Genomic DNA, 15766 nt, shown 5'->3' on the forward strand with positions numbered 1-15766 from the left:
GGCCCGAGCGTCAACTCAACTGTCAGTACAGGTGAAATCGTGGAGAAGGCCGTCGTTCCGCCAGAAAAAAAACAGTACCAGGAGATTGGCGATGATCTGCGCACGCAAATCATCGACGGTCACTATCCTGTGGGGTCCCGTCTGCCGCCTGAGCGCAATATCGCCGAGACGTACGGCGTCAGCCGCACCATCGTGCGCGAAGCCTTACTCATGCTGGAGTTGCAGGGTACCGTCGATATCCGTCAGGGTTCCGGTGTTTACGTGATGCGCATCCCCGAAGAGCACGAAAACGAGGAAGAGCGCTTTTTAAATAGCGACGTCGGCCCGTTTGAGATTTTACAGGCGCGCCAGCTGCTCGAAAGCAATATTGCCGCCTTTGCCGCGAAAATGGCGACCCGCGCGGATATTGATAATCTGCGTCGCATCATCGAGCAGGAGCAGCGCGCGATTGCCGCCGACGATCACAGCCAGGATAACAACAAAATGTTTCACCTGGTGCTGGCAGGCGCAACGCAAAACCAGATGCTGCTGGCGACTGTCGAGAGCGTCTGGCACCACATGGACAGCAGCCCGCTGTGGCAGCAGTTCAACGTTCACATCGCCAGCCGCGCGTATCGCCTGAAGTGGCTTGGCGATCGCCAGACCATTCTCGCGGCCCTGCGTCGTCGCGACGTGATGGGGGCGTGGCAGGCCATGTTCCAGCACCTGGAAAACGTCAAAAAAAGTCTGCTGGAGCTGTCGGATGAAGACGCGCCGGATTTTGACGGCTATCTTTTTGAATCTGTCCCGCTTTTCCAGGGAAAACTGGTGTGAAGATCATTCCCCTTTATGCCGCTGCGCACCATGCCCAGCGCGTAACCGACTGGCTATGGCAGGCGTTTGGTGACGGTTTACCGCGTGAATTCTTTGCCAGCATCATCGAACATAGCCAGACGCCGGGCGCACTGCCGCTCACGTTTGTGGCGGTCGAGGGCCAAACACTGCTGGGCACGGTCGGATTATGGCGCTGTGATTTGATGACGCGCCAGGATCTCTTTCCGTGGCTGGCGGCGCTGTACGTTGACGACGCCGCGCGCGGGAAAGGGCTGGCGGGGCAGTTGCAGGAGCATGTGATGGGCTATGCCGCAAAAGCCGGGTATTCCGAGCTGCATCTCTGGTCAGCCTGCCGGGACTTTTATGAGCGCTACGGCTGGCAGTACATCGGCGATGCGCTGGAATACCCGAATAAAACCGTCCATCTCTATCGCTATTCGCTGACCGGATCTGCGGGGGCAACCACGGAGTGACGGCGAACCAGCGTCGGGCTGAACAGGTGAGTGATATCTGGCGGCGGGCGTTTTTCGGCCAGCGCCAGCGCCAGTTCTGCGGCCTGCGTTGCCATAGTCACAATCGGATAGCGCACGGTGGTTAAGCGCGGGCGCACATAGCGCGCGACCAGCACATCATCGAAACCAATCAGCGAAATTTCTGCCGGTACGTCGATACCGTTATCGTTCAGCACACCCATCGCACCCGCGGCCATCGAGTCGTTATAGCAGGCCACGGCGGTGAAATTCCGCCCACGACCTAACAGCTCCGTCATCGCCTGCTCGCCGCCGCTCTCGTCCGGTTCGCCATAGGTGACCAGACGGTCGTTGCACGGCAGGCCGCTTTCGCGCAGGGCATCGTAATAGCCGCGCAGACGATCTTCGGCATCGGAAATCTGGTGGTTTGAACAGAGATAACCAATGCGCGTATGACCCTGCTGGATCAGGTGACGTGTGGCAAGCCAGGCGCCGTAGCGATCGTCCAGCGCCACGCAGCGTTTCTCATAGCCGGGGATAATGCGGTTAATCAGAACCATGCCGGGGATCTGCTTCATCAGATGCAGCAGTTCGGCGTCAGGGAGGACTTTGGCGTGAACCACCAGGGCGGCGCAGCGATGGCGTATCAGCTGCTCAATGGCCTGGCGCTCTTTTTGTTCGTTATGGTAGCCGTTGCCGATCAGCAGGAAATTGCCGGTCTGGTACGCCACTTGTTCAACCGCTTTGACCATCGCGCCGAAAAAGGGATCCGACACGTCGCCAACCACCAGACCCACGGTTTCCGTCGACTGCTGCGCCAGGGCGCGCGCGTTGGCGTTGGGATGATAGTTCAGGGTTTCCATGGCGCTTTGCACGGCCTGACGGGACGCATCGCTGGCTTTGGGTGAATTGTTGATGACGCGAGAGACGGTCGCCACAGAAACACCCGACAGACGAGCCACATCCTTAATTGTCGCCATTAAATACCTTCTTTAGGGGGTAAGCGTTTACACACTCAATAGTGTTGCGGAAAACCGAGGTGCATTCAAGGGCTGGCCCGCAATGCACCTCGCAAACGTGACGCAGAACATGGGAAAACAGTGTAATCGTTACACGGGGAAGCGTGTCAGAATAATGTCAAAGCGAACCTTTGCTTACACTTTGCGGCAGGCTGTTGCGATTGTCTGCTGGTGGAGAATGTGAACAGATTGCTAAAGTCGAGATCCCAGAGGTATTGATAGGTGAAATCGACTCCGGTTGATTAACACGAATTACACCAACCTGCGTCCATACGCAGGTTTTTTTTGTCTGTAACTTCAACATGTAACAGCAATCGATATTTTTCACACCTGGTTGCACTTAGGCTCATTCCCTTGCGTTTTCGCGCTGGCGAAGCGGATTGCCAGCAGCCACAATCAAGATCCCAGAGGTATTGATTGGTGAGAATTCTTGGTACGGTTTCGTACTCATCTCTTGCACCAGCCTGCGCGGATGCGCAGGTTTTTTTTCGCCTGAAATACGCTACCTCTCCTCCCGCCTGCACTTCTCGTGTAATCTGCCACAATTTAGCGTAACCCTAAAATTTAACAGGCAAAGGGAGTTGAAATGCTATTTGGGTTCTTCCGTACCTTGTTTCGTATCCTCTTTCGCGTCCGCCTGACGGGGGACACTCAGTCATTGCGCGGCGAGCGCGTGCTCATCACCCCAAACCACGTCTCCTTTATTGATGGCGTTTTGCTGGCACTTTTCCTGCCTGGCCGCCCGGTCTTCGCGGTCTACAGCTCCATCAGCCAGAAGTGGTTTATGCGCTGGCTGGCGCCGCTGATTGATTTTGTTCCCCTCGATCCGACCAAACCGATGATGATTAAACATCTGGTGCGCCTGATCGAGCAGGGCCGTCCGGTGGTGATCTTCCCGGAAGGGCGTCTGACCGTGACCGGCTCGCTGATGAAAATCTACGACGGCGCGGGGTTTGTCGCAGCGAAATCAAAAGCCACCGTGGTGCCGCTTCGCATCGAAGGGGCAGAGCTGACCTATTTCAGTCGTCTGAAAGGGCTGGTGAAGCAGCGCCTGTTCCCGCAAATCACCCTCCACATTTTGCCTCCGACCACGCTGCCGATGCCTGAAGCACCGCGCGCACGGGATCGCCGCAAGATCGCAGGCGAAATGCTCCATCAAATTATGATGGAAGCGCGCATGGCCGTGCGCCCGCGCGAAACCTTATATGAATCGCTTCTCTCAGCGCAGGACCGTTTTGGCGCGAAGAAAAACTGCGTTGAAGATATCAATTTCACGCCCGATACCTACCGCAAGCTGCTGACCAAGACCCTGTTTGTGGGCCGTATTCTGGAAAAATACAGCCAGCACGGGGAAAAAATTGGTCTGATGCTGCCTAACGCCGGGATCAGCGCTGCGGTGATTTTCGGTGCGGTCTCGCGCGGACGCATTCCGGCGATGATGAACTACACGGCGGGTGTCAAAGGGCTGACCAGCGCGATAACGGCTGCGGAGATCAAAACCGTTTTCACTTCGCGCCAGTTCCTCGACAAAGGCAAACTCTGGCATCTGCCGGAGCAGCTCAAGCAGGTGCGCTGGGTGTTCCTCGAAGATCTGAAAGCTGACGTTACCCTTGCCGATAAGCTGTGGATCTTTGCCCATCTGCTGGCGCCACGTCTGGCGCAGGTTAAACAGCAGCCGGAAGATGCGGCCATTATTCTGTTTACCTCCGGTTCTGAAGGCAATCCGAAGGGGGTTGTTCACTCGCATAAAAGTATTCTGGCGAACGTCGAGCAGATCAAAACCATTGCCGACTTCACCGCGAACGATCGCTTTATGTCGGCGCTGCCGCTTTTCCACTCCTTTGGCCTGACGGTCGGTCTGTTTACGCCGCTGTTCACGGGCGCCGAGGTGTTCCTTTATCCCAGCCCGCTGCATTACCGTGTTGTACCGGAACTGGTGTATGACCGTAACTGTACGGTGCTGTTTGGCACCTCAACGTTTCTTGGCAACTATGCGCGTTTCGCCAATCCGTATGATTTCTTCCGCGTGCGCTACGTGGTGGCAGGAGCAGAGAAACTGCAGGACAGCACCCGTCAAATCTGGCAGGACAAGTTTGGTCTGCGCATTCTTGAGGGTTACGGCGTGACAGAGTGTGCCCCGGTGGTATCGATTAACGTGCCGATGGCGGCGAAGCCTGGCACGGTCGGGCGCATTCTGCCGGGCATGGACGCACGTCTGTTAGCGGTGCCGGGCATTGAAGATGGCGGTCGCCTGCAGCTGAAAGGGCCAAACGTGATGAATGGCTATCTGCGTGTGGAAAACCCAGGCGTGCTTGAAGCGCCGACGGCGGAAAACGCGCAGGGCGAGGTCGAAACCGGCTGGTATGACACGGGCGATATTGTGCGCTTTGATGAGCAGGGCTTCGTGCAAATCAAAGGCCGCGCCAAACGCTTTGCCAAAATCGCCGGGGAGATGGTCTCACTGGAAATGGTAGAGCAGCTGGCGACGGCAGTCTCTGCCGACAAAATGCATGCCACGGCGATTAAGAGCGACGCCAGCAAAGGCGAAGCGCTGGTGCTCTTTACCACCGACAGCGAACTGAAACGCGAGCAGCTTCTGCACTACGCCCGCGAGCATGGCGTGCCTGAGCTGGCCGTGCCGCGCGATATTCGTTATCTGAAGCAGTTACCGGTGCTCGGCAGCGGTAAACCCGATTTTGTCGCGCTGAAAGGCATGGTTGATGAGGCGGAACAGCATAATGCGTGAGTCAGTACACACTAACACCTCCCTGTGGTCGAAGGGCATGATGGCAGTGACCAGCGCTCAGTTCCTTTCGGCCTTTGGCGATAACGCGCTGCTGTTTGCTACGCTGGCGCTGTTGAAAGCCGAGTTTTATCCGGACTGGAGCCAGCCCATCCTGCAGATGGTGTTTGTGGGTGCTTACATCATTTTTGCGCCGTTTGTCGGGCAGGTGGCTGACAGCTTCCCTAAAGGGCGCGTGATGATGTTCGCCAACAGTCTCAAACTGCTGGGCGCGGCGAGTATCTGCTTCGGCTTTAATCCCTTCTTCGGCTATACGCTGGTGGGGATTGGTGCTGCGGCGTATTCACCGGCGAAATACGGGATTCTGGGGGAGCTGACCACCGGCGACAAACTGGTCAAAGCCAACGGCCTGATGGAGTCCTCGACGATTGCCGCTATTCTGCTCGGCTCCGTCGCCGGCGGCGTGCTGGCTGACTGGCATGTGCTGGCCGCGCTGGGCGTGTGTGCGCTGGTGTATGCGGGCGCAGTCGTGGCGAACCTGTTTATCCCGACGCTGCCCGTGGCGCGTCCGGGGCAATCCTGGCGCTTTACGCCGATGACGGCCAGTTTCTTCAATGCCTGCCGCGTGCTGTGGCGTAACGGCGAAACACGCTTCTCACTGCTGGGCACCAGCATGTTCTGGGGCGCGGGCGTGACGCTGCGCTTCCTGCTGGTATTGTGGGTGCCGACGGCGCTCGGGATCACCGATAACGCCACGCCCACCTATCTCAACGCGATGGTCGCTGTGGGGATTGTGGTCGGGGCCGGTGTGGCTGCGAAGCTGGTCACCCTGGAAACCGTATCGCGCTGTATGCCTGCGGGGATTTTGATTGGCGTCGGCGTGCTGTTTTTCTCCCTACAACATGCGCTGCTGCCGGCTTACGTGCTGCTGATCCTGATTGGGATGCTCGGTGGTTTCTTTGTGGTACCGCTGAACGCACTCCTGCAGGAGCGTGGTAAACAGACCGTCGGGGCGGGTAATGCGATTGCGGTGCAAAATCTCGGTGAAAACACTGCGATGCTGCTGATGCTGGGGCTGTATTCCCTGGCGGTTAAAGTGGGATTACCGGTCGTGGGCATCGGTGTCGGGTTCGGCGGGTTGTTTGCGCTGGCAATTGCCGGGCTGTGGCTCTGGCAGCGTCGTCGGTAACGGATTGCCGGGTGGCGACTTCGCCTTACCCGGCATCCCAGATCAAAACGCGTTACGGTGCCGGATAGGTGTAAACCTGATGCACCGCCTCAATCTCCGCCAGCACCTCTTCGCTCAACTCCAGATGGAAACTGTCGATGTTCGTTTTCAATTGCTCCATTGTGGTGGCACCCAGCAGGGTGCTTGCCACGAATGGCTGACGACGCACAAAGGCTAATGCCATCTGTGCCGGGTCCAGACCGTGACGTTTCGCGATATCAACATACGCCGCAACGGCTTTCTGCGTTTGCTCACCGCTGTAGCGGGTAAAACGGCTGAACAGGGTATTACGTGCCCCGGCAGGTTTTGCGCCGTTGAGGTATTTCCCGGTCAACGTCCCGAAGCCGAGGCAGGAATAAGCCAGCAGCTCAACGCCTTCATACTGCGTCACTTCCGCCAAACCCACTTCATAACTGCGGTTAACCAGGCTGTAAGGGTTCTGAATGGTCACAATGCGCGGCAAATCGTGCTTATCGGCCAGATGCAGATAGCGCATCACGCCGAACGCCGTTTCGTTCGAGACGCCAATGTAGCGGATCTTACCGGCGCGCTGACACTCGGTCAGAGCTTCCAGGGTTTCGAGCAGGGTCACCACCGGCGCGCTGTCGCTCCAGGTATAGCCCAGCTTGCCGAAGCAGTTGGTCGGGCGCTGAGGCCAGTGAACCTGGTATAAATCGAGATAGTCGGTCTGCAGGCGCTTCAGGCTGGCATCCAGCGCGGCGCGGATATTTTTGCGATCCAGAATCTGATTCGGACGAATGCCCGCGTCGTTATTGCGCGACGGGCCGCTGACTTTCGACGCCAGCACCAGCTTTTCGCGATTGCCGTTTTTCGCCAGCCAATTGCCAACGTAGGTTTCGGTCAATCCCTGGGTTTCCGGGCGCGGGGGCACCGGGTACATTTCGGCCACATCAATCAGGTTGATCCCCTGGCTGACGGCGTAATCGAGTTGCGCATGGGCATCGGCTTCGCTGTTTTGTTCACCGAATGTCATCGTGCCCAACCCCAGTTGGCTGATCTCCAGAGTGCTGTGGGGGATACGGTGATAATGCATAGCCGGCTTCCTATACTGTGTAAATTGACGGCGTCAGGACTCTCCCCGACGAAGGACTATAAACATGGCAGAGGGGGAGCAAAAGGGGAAGAAAAAAATCAAAAAGGCCAGTAAGCAACTGACCTTTAACTGTTTATCTTTCGATGATTTGCGAAACTTCGTCGCGATTGATCTGCATCTTATTGCCCTGCTGATCGTTGTAGCTTACAAGGCCGGTATCGTCGTCGACTTCAGGTTTGCCGTCAGTCAGTATCATTCGACCGTCTTTTGTCGCCATAACGTAATCACTACTACAACCTGAAACCGCAAACGCTAAACCCACCGCTGAGATTATCACTGCCCATTTTTTCATCGTTATCATCCTCACCTGGCTCGTATCACATCATAGTGTAGTAATAACCTGAGAAAGCGTCAGGAGGAAGCAGTAAAATCTTAAACATCAGGTGAATGTGTTTGATTCAGTTCAAACTTCGGCTAAAAACCGCGTTTAAGCGAAAAAGTGACGGGCCAGCAGAGCACCGGTGAAGTTCTTCTTTAAATAGAAGCCGCGCGGCAGCGTCAGGATCGGTTCTCCCTGAGCGCCAATCGCCTCGGTCAGCGCCTTGCTGTTAGCGGCTTTCGGGCGTAACTGCATCACCTCGCCATGACGCGCGGTAATCCGCTCGACCTGACCCAGCACGATCATATCCATTAGCTCCTCCCAGTCCTGCGAAAGCTGCCGCTCTTCCTCTTCGTTTGGGCTCCAAAGCAGTGGCGCACCCACGCGGCGATCCGCAAGGGGAATAGCTCTGTCGCCTTCGATGGGCACCCACAGCACGCGCTTGAGCTTATGGCGTACGTGGCTCATTTCCCAGGTCACACCCGTATTCCCGGTGAGCGGCGCAACGCAGACAAAGGTGGTTTCCAGTGGTTTTCCCTGGCGATCAATGGGGATGGTTTTAAGCTCCACCCCCAGTGCGGCAAAATCCTGCTCGGGCTTACTGCCCGCGCTCGCGCCAAGCCAGCGCTCCAGCAACACACCGATCCAGCCTTTATCCCGTTTCAGATCCGCAGGAATCGGCAAGCCCGCCATGGCCGCCAGCTCGCCGAGCGAGTAGCCCGCGACGCGTTGCGCCTGCTGCAACAACTGCGCTTCTGTAGCCGGAGGGGAGGTGAGTGGAAGGAGCGGAAGCATAACGTTAAACCTTTGATTAAAAAATGAACCGTAAAAGCAGACCTTGTGGATAGAGTTTAACTATTTCTTTGGCGATATGGCAGGCTTATGATTTATCAGCGTTTTTAAGACAAATCCACTGCCGGATAAAAAGGGTAAAATCGGGTTGTTCAAAACTGGTCACTGACAATGAACAGGATCTTACACCATGTTATCCACAGAAAAGTGGGATAACTGGGAATAACCCTCACTACTGTTTCAATTTACAGCCTTGACGTGCGACGAAAATCGAATTTTCACACAAATAGTGTCTAAGTTATTGGCACAATCTGTGGATAAAACCGACGCTGTTCGATCTTTCATCAGCACGCGGATCTCTCATGTGATGATCGTCACGTTATGGCGTGTTATTCACTGGTGTTACCCGTTAAGGTAATGAAATATAGTGATTTATTTAGCAGTGAGATTGCGAGGTGATTTCCTTCCTGCAATGTTGTCCAGCGGTAATTCCATACTTCTTCACAACTATATCCACAGAAAAAGTGAATAAAATGGCCCTTTGCGTCCGTCATCTGTTTATAACTTGAGTGAAAATTGTGAGTTATTCAAATGTTATTCGTTCGCAGCCCTGTAAGAGAGTGGTTTACCGCCTCACAGGAGTATGAAACAATCGATCATATATAAGGTTTAGTTTGAGGTAGTCCGGTGATTGATGACGATGGCTACCGCCCGAATGTAGGTATCGTAATTTGTAATCGTCAGGGCCAGGTTATGTGGGCAAGACGGTATGGTCAGCACTCCTGGCAATTCCCGCAAGGCGGGATCAATCCAGGAGAGTCCCCAGAACAAGCGATGTATCGGGAGCTGTTCGAAGAAGTCGGCTTAAGCCGAAAAGATGTTCGCATCCTGGCTTCGACCCGCAACTGGTTGCGTTACAAGTTACCGAAACGTTTGGTGCGTTGGGACACAAAGCCGGTTTGTATCGGCCAGAAACAAAAGTGGTTTCTTCTGCAATTGGTGAGCAACGACTCGGAAATCAATATGCAAACCAGCAGTACGCCAGAGTTCGATGGCTGGCGTTGGGTAAGCTACTGGTATCCCGTTCGTCAGGTCGTGTCCTTTAAGCGCGACGTTTACCGCAGGGTGATGAAAGAGTTTGCAAGTGTGGTGATTGCGTTTCAGGAGGCCCCTCCTAAACCGCAAAGCCCACCTGCCTGGCGACGTAAAAGAGGTTAAGCAACGCACATCATGCTCACCCGCTTGCGAGAAATAGTCGAAAAGGTTGCCAGTGCTCCGCGCCTCAATGAGGCGCTGGACATTCTGGTGACCGACATCTGTCTTGCGATGGAAACCGAAGTCTGTTCGGTGTATCTGGCCGACCACGATCGACGCTGTTATTACCTGATGGCGACACGTGGGTTGAAAAAACCGCGTGGTCGCACCGTTGCGCTCGCCTTTGATGAAGGGATCGTTGGCCTCGTTGGACGGCTGGCGGAACCTATCAACCTCGCCGATGCGCAAAAACACCCCAGCTTTAAATACATCCCTTCCGTCAAGGAAGAGCGTTTTCGCGCGTTTTTAGGTGTCCCTATCATTCAGCGCCGCCAGCTTCTTGGAATACTGGTGGTGCAGCAGCGTGAGCTTCGCCAGTTTGACGAAAGCGAGGAGTCATTCCTCGTGACGCTGGCCACGCAAATGGCCGCAATCCTCTCCCAGTCTCAGTTAGCTGCGCTGTTTGGCCAGTATCGCCAGACGCGTATCCGTGCGCTGCCCGCATCGCCGGGCGTGGCCATCGCCGAAGGGTGGATGGACGCCACGTTGCCGCTCATGGAGCAGGTGTACGAAGCCTCCACGCTGGACGCTGCCCTTGAACGCGAACGCCTTACCGGTGCACTGGAAGAGGCTTCCAACGAATTCCGCCGCTACAGTAAGCGTTTTGCCGCAGGCGCGCAGAAAGAGACGGCAGCGATTTTTGATCTTTATTCCCACCTGCTGTCCGATGCGCGCCTGCGCCGCGAACTCTTCGCCGAAGTAGACAAAGGATCGGTGGCGGAATGGGCGGTGAAAAAGGTCATCGAACGGTTCGCCGAGCAGTTTGCCTCCCTGACAGACGGTTATCTGAAAGAGCGTGCGGGCGATCTGCGAAGTCTGGGCCAGCGTCTGCTGTTCCATCTCGACGACACCATTCAGGGCGAAAATGCCTGGCCGAAACGCTTTGTGCTGGTCGCCGATGAACTGTCGGCAACCACTCTCGCCGAACTGCCGCATGACCGGCTGGCAGGCGTCGTGGTGCGCGATGGCGCGGCCAACTCCCACGCGGCCATTATGGTGCGCGCGTTGGGTATTCCCACCGTCATGGGCGCGGATATTCAGCCTTCGGTGCTGCAACGCCGCACCCTGGTGGTCGACGGTTATCGCGGTGAGCTGCTGGTCGATCCTGAGCCGGTACTGCTGCAGGAATATCAGCGATTAATCAGTGAAGAAAATGAATTAAGCCGCCTGGCGGAAGATGACGTCGATCTGCCCGCGCAGTTGAAAAGCGGCGAGCGGGTTAAGGTGATGCTCAACGCGGGCCTTAGTCCGGCGCACGAAGAGAAGCTCGGCAGCCGTATCGACGGCATTGGCCTGTACCGCACTGAAATTCCGTTCATGTTGCAAAGCGGCTTCCCTTCCGAAGAGGAGCAGGTGGCGCAGTATCAGGGAATGTTACAGATGTTTAACGACAAGCCCGTCACCCTGCGAACGCTGGATGTTGGCGCGGATAAACAGTTGCCGTACATGCCCATCAGTGAAGAAAACCCGTGCCTCGGCTGGCGTGGGATCCGCATTACGCTCGATCAGCCGGAGATTTTCCTGGTGCAGGTACGCGCCATGCTGCGTGCTAACGCGGCCACCGGAAATCTCAGCATTCTTCTGCCGATGGTGACCAGTCTGGACGAAGTCGACGAAGCGCGTCGCTTGATCGAACGTGCTGGGCGCGAAGTGGAAGAGATGATCGGTTATGCGATTCCCAAACCGCGCCTCGGCGTGATGCTTGAAGTCCCATCGATGGTCTTTATGCTGCCACAGCTGGCCAACCGTGTGGATTTCATCTCGGTCGGTACGAACGATCTGACCCAGTACATTCTGGCGGTGGATCGGAACAATACGCGCGTCGCGAGCATTTACGACAGCCTGCACCCGGCGATGCTGCGTGCGCTGGCGATGATTGCGCGTGACGCCGAACTATACGGAATCGACCTGCGCCTGTGCGGTGAAATGGCAGGGGATTCCATGTGTGTGGCGATCCTGATCGGTCTTGGCTTCCGTCATCTGTCGATGAACGGTCGCTCGGTGGCGCGTGTGAAATATTTGCTGCGCCACATCGAAATCGAAGATGCTCAGGAACTGGCAAAACGCAGCCTTGAGGCACAGCTGGCGACGGAAGTCCGTCACCAGGTCGCGGCCTTTATGGAGCGTCGCGGCATGGGCGGTTTGATCCGCGGTGGTCGCTAACCTTTCCCATTCACTACACGAATGGAGCGACACTCTGCTCCATTCTCTATACACATCTTTTACATCTCAGGCGCATCCTCCGCGCCTGCCTTGTGCTATGATTCGCAACTTTGGAGCGTGGGTTAACCCTGCGCGCGCTTATTTTTCGCTGTCCACTTTCAGCGGAATAACAACATCTTGTGGTGACAGATGAACAGTGGTTATCTGCATTTTCCGGAATTTGATCCGGTCATTTTCTCAATCGGTCCCGTTGCGCTTCACTGGTACGGTCTTATGTACCTGGTCGGCTTCATCTTTGCCATGTGGCTTGCGGGTCGTCGCGCCAGTCGTCCGGGCAGCGGATGGACGAAAAACGAAGTTGAAAACCTACTCTATGCCGGGTTCCTCGGGGTATTCCTCGGTGGGCGTATCGGCTATGTGCTGTTCTACAACTTCCCGATTTTCCTGAACGATCCGCTTTACCTATTCCGCGTCTGGGACGGAGGCATGTCCTTCCACGGCGGTCTGATAGGTGTGATTCTGGTGATGGTCATCTTCGCCAAACGCACCAAACGCAACTTCTTCCAGGTGGCTGATTTTATTGCCCCACTGATCCCGTTTGGTCTGGGCGCAGGTCGTCTCGGCAACTTCATTAACGGAGAACTGTGGGGTCGTGTCGATCCGAGTGTCTCCTTTACGATGCTGTTCCCGAACTCACGTGCGGAAGACCTTGCGCTGCTGCCTTCCCACCCAGAGTGGCAGTCTATCTTCGACACCTACGGCTCACTGCCGCGCCACATGTCTCAGCTGTATGAGCTGGCGCTTGAGGGTGTGGTGCTGTTTATCATTCTGAATCTCTTTATCCGCAAACCGCGTCCAATGGGTGCCGTCTCCGGGCTGTTCCTGATTGGTTATGGTGCGTTCCGGATCATCGTTGAATTCTTCCGCCAGCCGGATCAGCAATTCACCGGTGAATGGGTACAGTACATCAGCATGGGGCAGATTCTCTCCATCCCGATGATTGTCGCGGGTATCATAATGATGATTTGGGCGTATCGTCGTCGTCCACAGCAACAGCTTTCCTGAGGAACCATGAAACAGTATCTTGAATTGATGAAAAAAGTGCTCGACGAGGGCACGCCAAAAAACGATCGCACCGGCACCGGAACGCTCTCTATTTTTGGCCACCAGATGCGCTTTAACCTGCAGGAAGGTTTTCCGCTGGTGACGACCAAGCGCTGCCATTTGCGCTCGATCATTCATGAACTGCTCTGGTTCCTGCAAGGCGATACCAATGTGGCCTATCTGCACGAAAACAACGTCTCGATTTGGGACGAATGGGCAGATGAGAACGGCGACCTCGGCCCGGTCTACGGCAAACAGTGGCGCGCGTGGCCAACGCCAGATGGCCGCCACATTGACCAGATTACGACCGTGCTGAACCAGCTGAAAAACGATCCCGATTCACGTCGCATTATCGTCTCAGCCTGGAACGTCGGCGAGCTGGACAAAATGGCGCTGGCGCCTTGCCACGCCTTCTTCCAGTTCTATGTCGCTGACGGCAAACTGTCCTGCCAGCTCTATCAGCGCTCTTGCGACGTGTTCCTCGGTCTGCCGTTCAACATCGCCAGCTATGCATTACTGGTTCATATGATGGCGCAGCAGTGCGACCTTGAAGTCGGTGATTTTGTCTGGACCGGTGGCGATACGCACCTGTACAGCAATCACATGGAACAAACACACCTGCAGCTGACTCGCGAACCGCGCGCACTGCCGAAGCTGGTTATCAAGCGTAAGCCGGAATCCATCTTTGACTATCGCTTCGACGATTTCGAGATTGAAGGCTACGATCCCCACCCAGGTATCAAAGCTCCTGTCGCTATCTGATAGATCAAATCCTGACACAACCGGTGCTCTTTAGCGCCGGTTTTTTTTGCCCAGATTTCACATTTACGAGCGGCTTTCCAGCATTTTTGCAACGTAATGCAACGGATGCTTTTCACAGGAAAGCGCCTCGTAATCTTCACTTTCTGCTGTCGTTTTTCTGGGCGCTTCCCGCCACACTGCGGGCATGAAAAAACAACGCGGCTTTACGCTTATCGAAACCATGGTGGCAATTTCCCTTGTCGTCATTCTCAGCGCCACAGGGCTGTCGGGCTGGCAGAGTTGGCAGCAACAGCAACGCCTGTGGCAAACCGCCCATCAGGTACGTGACTACTTGGTACAGCTTCGCAACGATGCGAACGGCTATAACCGGGATCATCTCATCGTGGTGAATAAGGACGGCGAAAAGGCATGTCTTGCGACGACGAAAAGTGCGGACTGCCAGACTCAGAGCGGGCTGGTCCTCAATTTGCCATGGCCTGAAGTCACGATTGCAGAACTGACGAAATCCCTGGCGTTTTATGGATTACGGGATACCGCCTGGCCTGGGAGGATACGCATCAAAAGCCCAGCGGGAGAATGGCTGATTATCGTGTCGAACACCGGGCGTATCAGGATGTGCAACAGCACAGGGAAGGGAACATGTTAAAAAACCAGCGCGGCTTCTCGCTGACCGAGGTACTCATCGCGATGGCAATTAGCAGTATTTTGCTGCTGAGTACCGCGCGTTTTATGCCGGCGTTACAGCGAGCCATTCTCAAGCAAGAGCAACAGCAGGAGCTAGAAGAAGAGGTCTGGCTCAGAGCCACTGCTATCGGCAAGCAACTGCAAAGGGCCGGATACTGCAACGGCTCTTGTCAGGGGCCCGCGTTGACGATGGGTAGGGCAGGGCGCTGTGTCATTGTGCAATGGGATGCCAACAGCAATGGCCGCTGGGAGAATGCCCCCTCGACAGAGGCGGAGCAAACAGGGTTTCGCCTGGAAGCTGGCGCACTTGAAACTCAGCGGGGAGCCACAAGCTGCGAAGGAAAAGGCTGGGAGAAACTAACCGAACCTGAACGTGTGTTGGTGACTCACTTCATGGTGAGCAAAATTGAGCACACTGGCTTTGCGCCTGAGCTAAGTATCGAGCTGGCAGTTTCCACAGCACGTCCACACGCCGAGCCAATACAGGTCACGCATCGCGTCACAGGATTTAATCTGTGAAACGTCAGCGGGGGATGTCATCGCTTGCGCTGGTCCTGTTGCTCCTTGTGATCGGCAGCCTGATCCTTACCGGCCTTAATCTGCAGCTCGATGCTTTTACGCGGATGGTGAGCCGTGAGCGGCAGCTGATTTTACAGCAGGCCAACGTCCAGTCGGCGCTGGAGTGGGGCAAAAGGCAGCTTTGGCCGGTGGGGCCAGGTATTCAGTGCAAAAAAGGGCTGCAAGGGCGAGTCTGTCTGCGCGTTACTGAAGACAACCGCGTCCTGCTTATTGCGGGGAGTGGTGAGCTGCTGCTGTGGCGCGGCGGGATAATCCAGGACGGGCGAGTAGTGTTTTCCCGCCATGGCTGGAGCGATTTTTGTCCACTGAAGGAGAGCGCATTGTGTCAGCTACCTTAGCCCGGCAAAGGGGATTTAGTATGGTGGAAGTGCTGTTAGCGATGATGCTGATGGTTATCGTCATTACTGCGCTGTCTGGCTATCATCGGGCGCTGGCAGCGCGATTTACAGTTTTCAATCAGTATCGCCAGCTCTGGCACTCTGCCTGGAGCCAGACCCAGCTGTCACAGGGGACGTTGCCGGATGGCTGGCGGATTAACAGGGGGCAGACAATACAGGCTGGATGTGTCAGCATCTCGGTCACTATAATTTCGCCTTTGGGGCGGCAGGGTCAAATGACACGCCTGCATTGCCCGCTTAGTCAGTAGTCGGGAGCGTCTATGT

16 protein-coding genes and 1 pseudogene are annotated in these 15766 nt (G+C 55.8%); 12 read left to right on the forward strand and 5 right to left on the reverse strand.

What is annotated here, in order from left to right; all coding sequences use genetic code 11:
• Positions 1-39 precede the first annotated feature (39 nt).
• Positions 40-813: a GntR family transcriptional regulator gene (locus tag DAI21_RS09125; RefSeq protein WP_100779075.1), complete on the forward strand. Its 774-nt coding sequence runs from the start codon at positions 40-42 to the stop codon at positions 811-813.
• Positions 810-1286 carry a GNAT family N-acetyltransferase gene (locus tag DAI21_RS09130; protein ID WP_107702912.1) on the forward strand — a complete coding sequence of 159 codons (477 nt, stop codon included), beginning with the start codon at positions 810-812 and terminating at the stop codon, positions 1284-1286. Before DAI21_RS09125 ends, DAI21_RS09130 begins: the two co-directional genes overlap by 4 nt.
• Here DAI21_RS09130 and galR read toward each other — a convergent pair.
• A complete protein-coding gene (galR, locus tag DAI21_RS09135; RefSeq protein WP_100779077.1) occupies positions 1247-2263 on the reverse strand; it encodes an HTH-type transcriptional regulator GalR in 1017 nt (338 codons plus the stop codon). The two genes, DAI21_RS09130 and galR, sit on opposite strands and share 40 nt — an antisense overlap.
• A 625-nt stretch (positions 2264-2888) precedes the next feature.
• On the opposite strand from galR, the gene aas reads away from it, so the two are divergent.
• Positions 2889-5048 carry a bifunctional acyl-ACP--phospholipid O-acyltransferase/long-chain-fatty-acid--ACP ligase gene (aas, locus tag DAI21_RS09140; RefSeq protein ID WP_100779078.1) on the forward strand — a complete coding sequence of 720 codons (2160 nt, stop codon included), beginning with the start codon at positions 2889-2891 and terminating at the stop codon, positions 5046-5048.
• Positions 5041-6234, forward strand: a complete 1194-nt coding sequence (lplT, locus tag DAI21_RS09145; RefSeq protein ID WP_107702913.1) for a lysophospholipid transporter LplT — start codon at positions 5041-5043, stop codon at positions 6232-6234. Before aas ends, lplT begins: the two co-directional genes overlap by 8 nt.
• A gap of 52 nt (positions 6235-6286) precedes the next feature.
• Here the strand turns inward: lplT and DAI21_RS09150 are convergent, their stop codons facing one another.
• From DAI21_RS09150 to DAI21_RS23210, 4 genes and pseudogenes are all read right to left on the reverse strand, one after another.
• The gene (locus DAI21_RS09150; protein ID WP_102104674.1) at positions 6287-7327 is read right to left on the reverse strand and encodes an NADP(H)-dependent aldo-keto reductase; all 1041 of its coding nucleotides are present in this window, start codon (positions 7325-7327) and stop codon (positions 6287-6289) included.
• Positions 7328-7460: 133 nt separating this feature from the next.
• The gene (locus tag DAI21_RS09155; RefSeq protein WP_100779081.1) at positions 7461-7679 is read right to left on the reverse strand and encodes a YgdI/YgdR family lipoprotein; all 219 of its coding nucleotides are present in this window, start codon (positions 7677-7679) and stop codon (positions 7461-7463) included.
• A 135-nt stretch (positions 7680-7814) separates the two neighbouring features.
• Complete coding sequence (gene mutH, locus DAI21_RS09160) at positions 7815-8501, reverse strand: DNA mismatch repair endonuclease MutH (RefSeq protein ID WP_100779082.1); 687 nt, start codon at positions 8499-8501, stop codon at positions 7815-7817.
• Between the two features lie 152 nt (positions 8502-8653).
• Positions 8654-8731 (reverse strand): annotated as a pseudogene (locus DAI21_RS23210) (hypothetical protein); the annotation flags it as partial.
• Between the two features lie 454 nt (positions 8732-9185).
• Here DAI21_RS23210 and rppH point away from each other — a divergent pair.
• The 8 genes from rppH to DAI21_RS09200 all read left to right on the forward strand — a co-directional run bounded on the left by rppH (position 9186) and on the right by DAI21_RS09200 (position 15750).
• Positions 9186-9716, forward strand: a complete 531-nt coding sequence (gene rppH / locus DAI21_RS09165; protein WP_100779083.1) for an RNA pyrophosphohydrolase — start codon at positions 9186-9188, stop codon at positions 9714-9716.
• A gap of 12 nt (positions 9717-9728) precedes the next feature.
• Positions 9729-11975 (forward strand): phosphoenolpyruvate--protein phosphotransferase, encoded by a 2247-nt coding sequence (gene ptsP / locus DAI21_RS09170; RefSeq protein WP_100779084.1) that lies wholly within the window; start codon positions 9729-9731, stop codon positions 11973-11975.
• Positions 11976-12164: 189 nt separating this feature from the next.
• On the forward strand, positions 12165-13040 hold the full coding sequence (lgt, locus tag DAI21_RS09175; protein WP_107702914.1) for a prolipoprotein diacylglyceryl transferase: 876 nt from the start codon (positions 12165-12167) through the stop codon (positions 13038-13040).
• A 6-nt stretch (positions 13041-13046) separates the two neighbouring features.
• Positions 13047-13841: a thymidylate synthase gene (gene thyA, locus DAI21_RS09180; protein ID WP_100779086.1), complete on the forward strand. Its 795-nt coding sequence runs from the start codon at positions 13047-13049 to the stop codon at positions 13839-13841.
• Between the two features lie 184 nt (positions 13842-14025).
• Positions 14026-14487 (forward strand): prepilin peptidase-dependent protein, encoded by a 462-nt coding sequence (locus DAI21_RS09185; RefSeq protein ID WP_107702915.1) that lies wholly within the window; start codon positions 14026-14028, stop codon positions 14485-14487.
• Positions 14481-15044 carry a prepilin peptidase-dependent protein gene (locus DAI21_RS09190; RefSeq protein ID WP_107702916.1) on the forward strand — a complete coding sequence of 188 codons (564 nt, stop codon included), beginning with the start codon at positions 14481-14483 and terminating at the stop codon, positions 15042-15044. The genes DAI21_RS09185 and DAI21_RS09190 overlap by 7 nt, the downstream gene beginning before the upstream one ends.
• Positions 15041-15442: a DUF2509 family protein gene (locus tag DAI21_RS09195; protein WP_107702917.1), complete on the forward strand. Its 402-nt coding sequence runs from the start codon at positions 15041-15043 to the stop codon at positions 15440-15442. The genes DAI21_RS09190 and DAI21_RS09195 overlap by 4 nt, the downstream gene beginning before the upstream one ends.
• Complete coding sequence (locus DAI21_RS09200) at positions 15427-15750, forward strand: prepilin-type N-terminal cleavage/methylation domain-containing protein (RefSeq protein WP_107702918.1); 324 nt, start codon at positions 15427-15429, stop codon at positions 15748-15750. Before DAI21_RS09195 ends, DAI21_RS09200 begins: the two co-directional genes overlap by 16 nt.
• Positions 15751-15766 lie beyond the last annotated feature (16 nt).

Origin of the sequence: Lelliottia sp. WB101 (assembly GCF_003051885.1) — a bacterium.
Lineage (GTDB): Bacteria > Pseudomonadota > Gammaproteobacteria > Enterobacterales > Enterobacteriaceae > Enterobacter > Enterobacter nimipressuralis.

Excerpts from the sequence above, each read along its gene's own strand:
- galR (WP_100779077.1), bottom strand. The coding sequence starts at position 2,263 with ATGGCGACAATTAAGGATGTGGCTCGTCTGTCGGGTGTTTCTGTGGCG.
- aas (WP_100779078.1), top strand. The coding sequence starts at position 2,889 with ATGCTATTTGGGTTCTTCCGTACCTTGTTTCGTATCCTCTTTCGCGTC.
- lplT (WP_107702913.1), top strand. The coding sequence starts at position 5,041 with ATGCGTGAGTCAGTACACACTAACACCTCCCTGTGGTCGAAGGGCATG.
- DAI21_RS09150 (WP_102104674.1), bottom strand. The coding sequence starts at position 7,327 with ATGCATTATCACCGTATCCCCCACAGCACTCTGGAGATCAGCCAACTG.
- DAI21_RS09155 (WP_100779081.1), bottom strand. The coding sequence starts at position 7,679 with ATGAAAAAATGGGCAGTGATAATCTCAGCGGTGGGTTTAGCGTTTGCG.
- mutH (WP_100779082.1), bottom strand. The coding sequence starts at position 8,501 with ATGCTTCCGCTCCTTCCACTCACCTCCCCTCCGGCTACAGAAGCGCAG.
- ptsP (WP_100779084.1), top strand. The coding sequence starts at position 9,729 with ATGCTCACCCGCTTGCGAGAAATAGTCGAAAAGGTTGCCAGTGCTCCG.
- lgt (WP_107702914.1), top strand. The coding sequence starts at position 12,165 with ATGAACAGTGGTTATCTGCATTTTCCGGAATTTGATCCGGTCATTTTC.
- thyA (WP_100779086.1), top strand. The coding sequence starts at position 13,047 with ATGAAACAGTATCTTGAATTGATGAAAAAAGTGCTCGACGAGGGCACG.
- DAI21_RS09185 (WP_107702915.1), top strand. The coding sequence starts at position 14,026 with ATGAAAAAACAACGCGGCTTTACGCTTATCGAAACCATGGTGGCAATT.
- DAI21_RS09190 (WP_107702916.1), top strand. The coding sequence starts at position 14,481 with ATGTTAAAAAACCAGCGCGGCTTCTCGCTGACCGAGGTACTCATCGCG.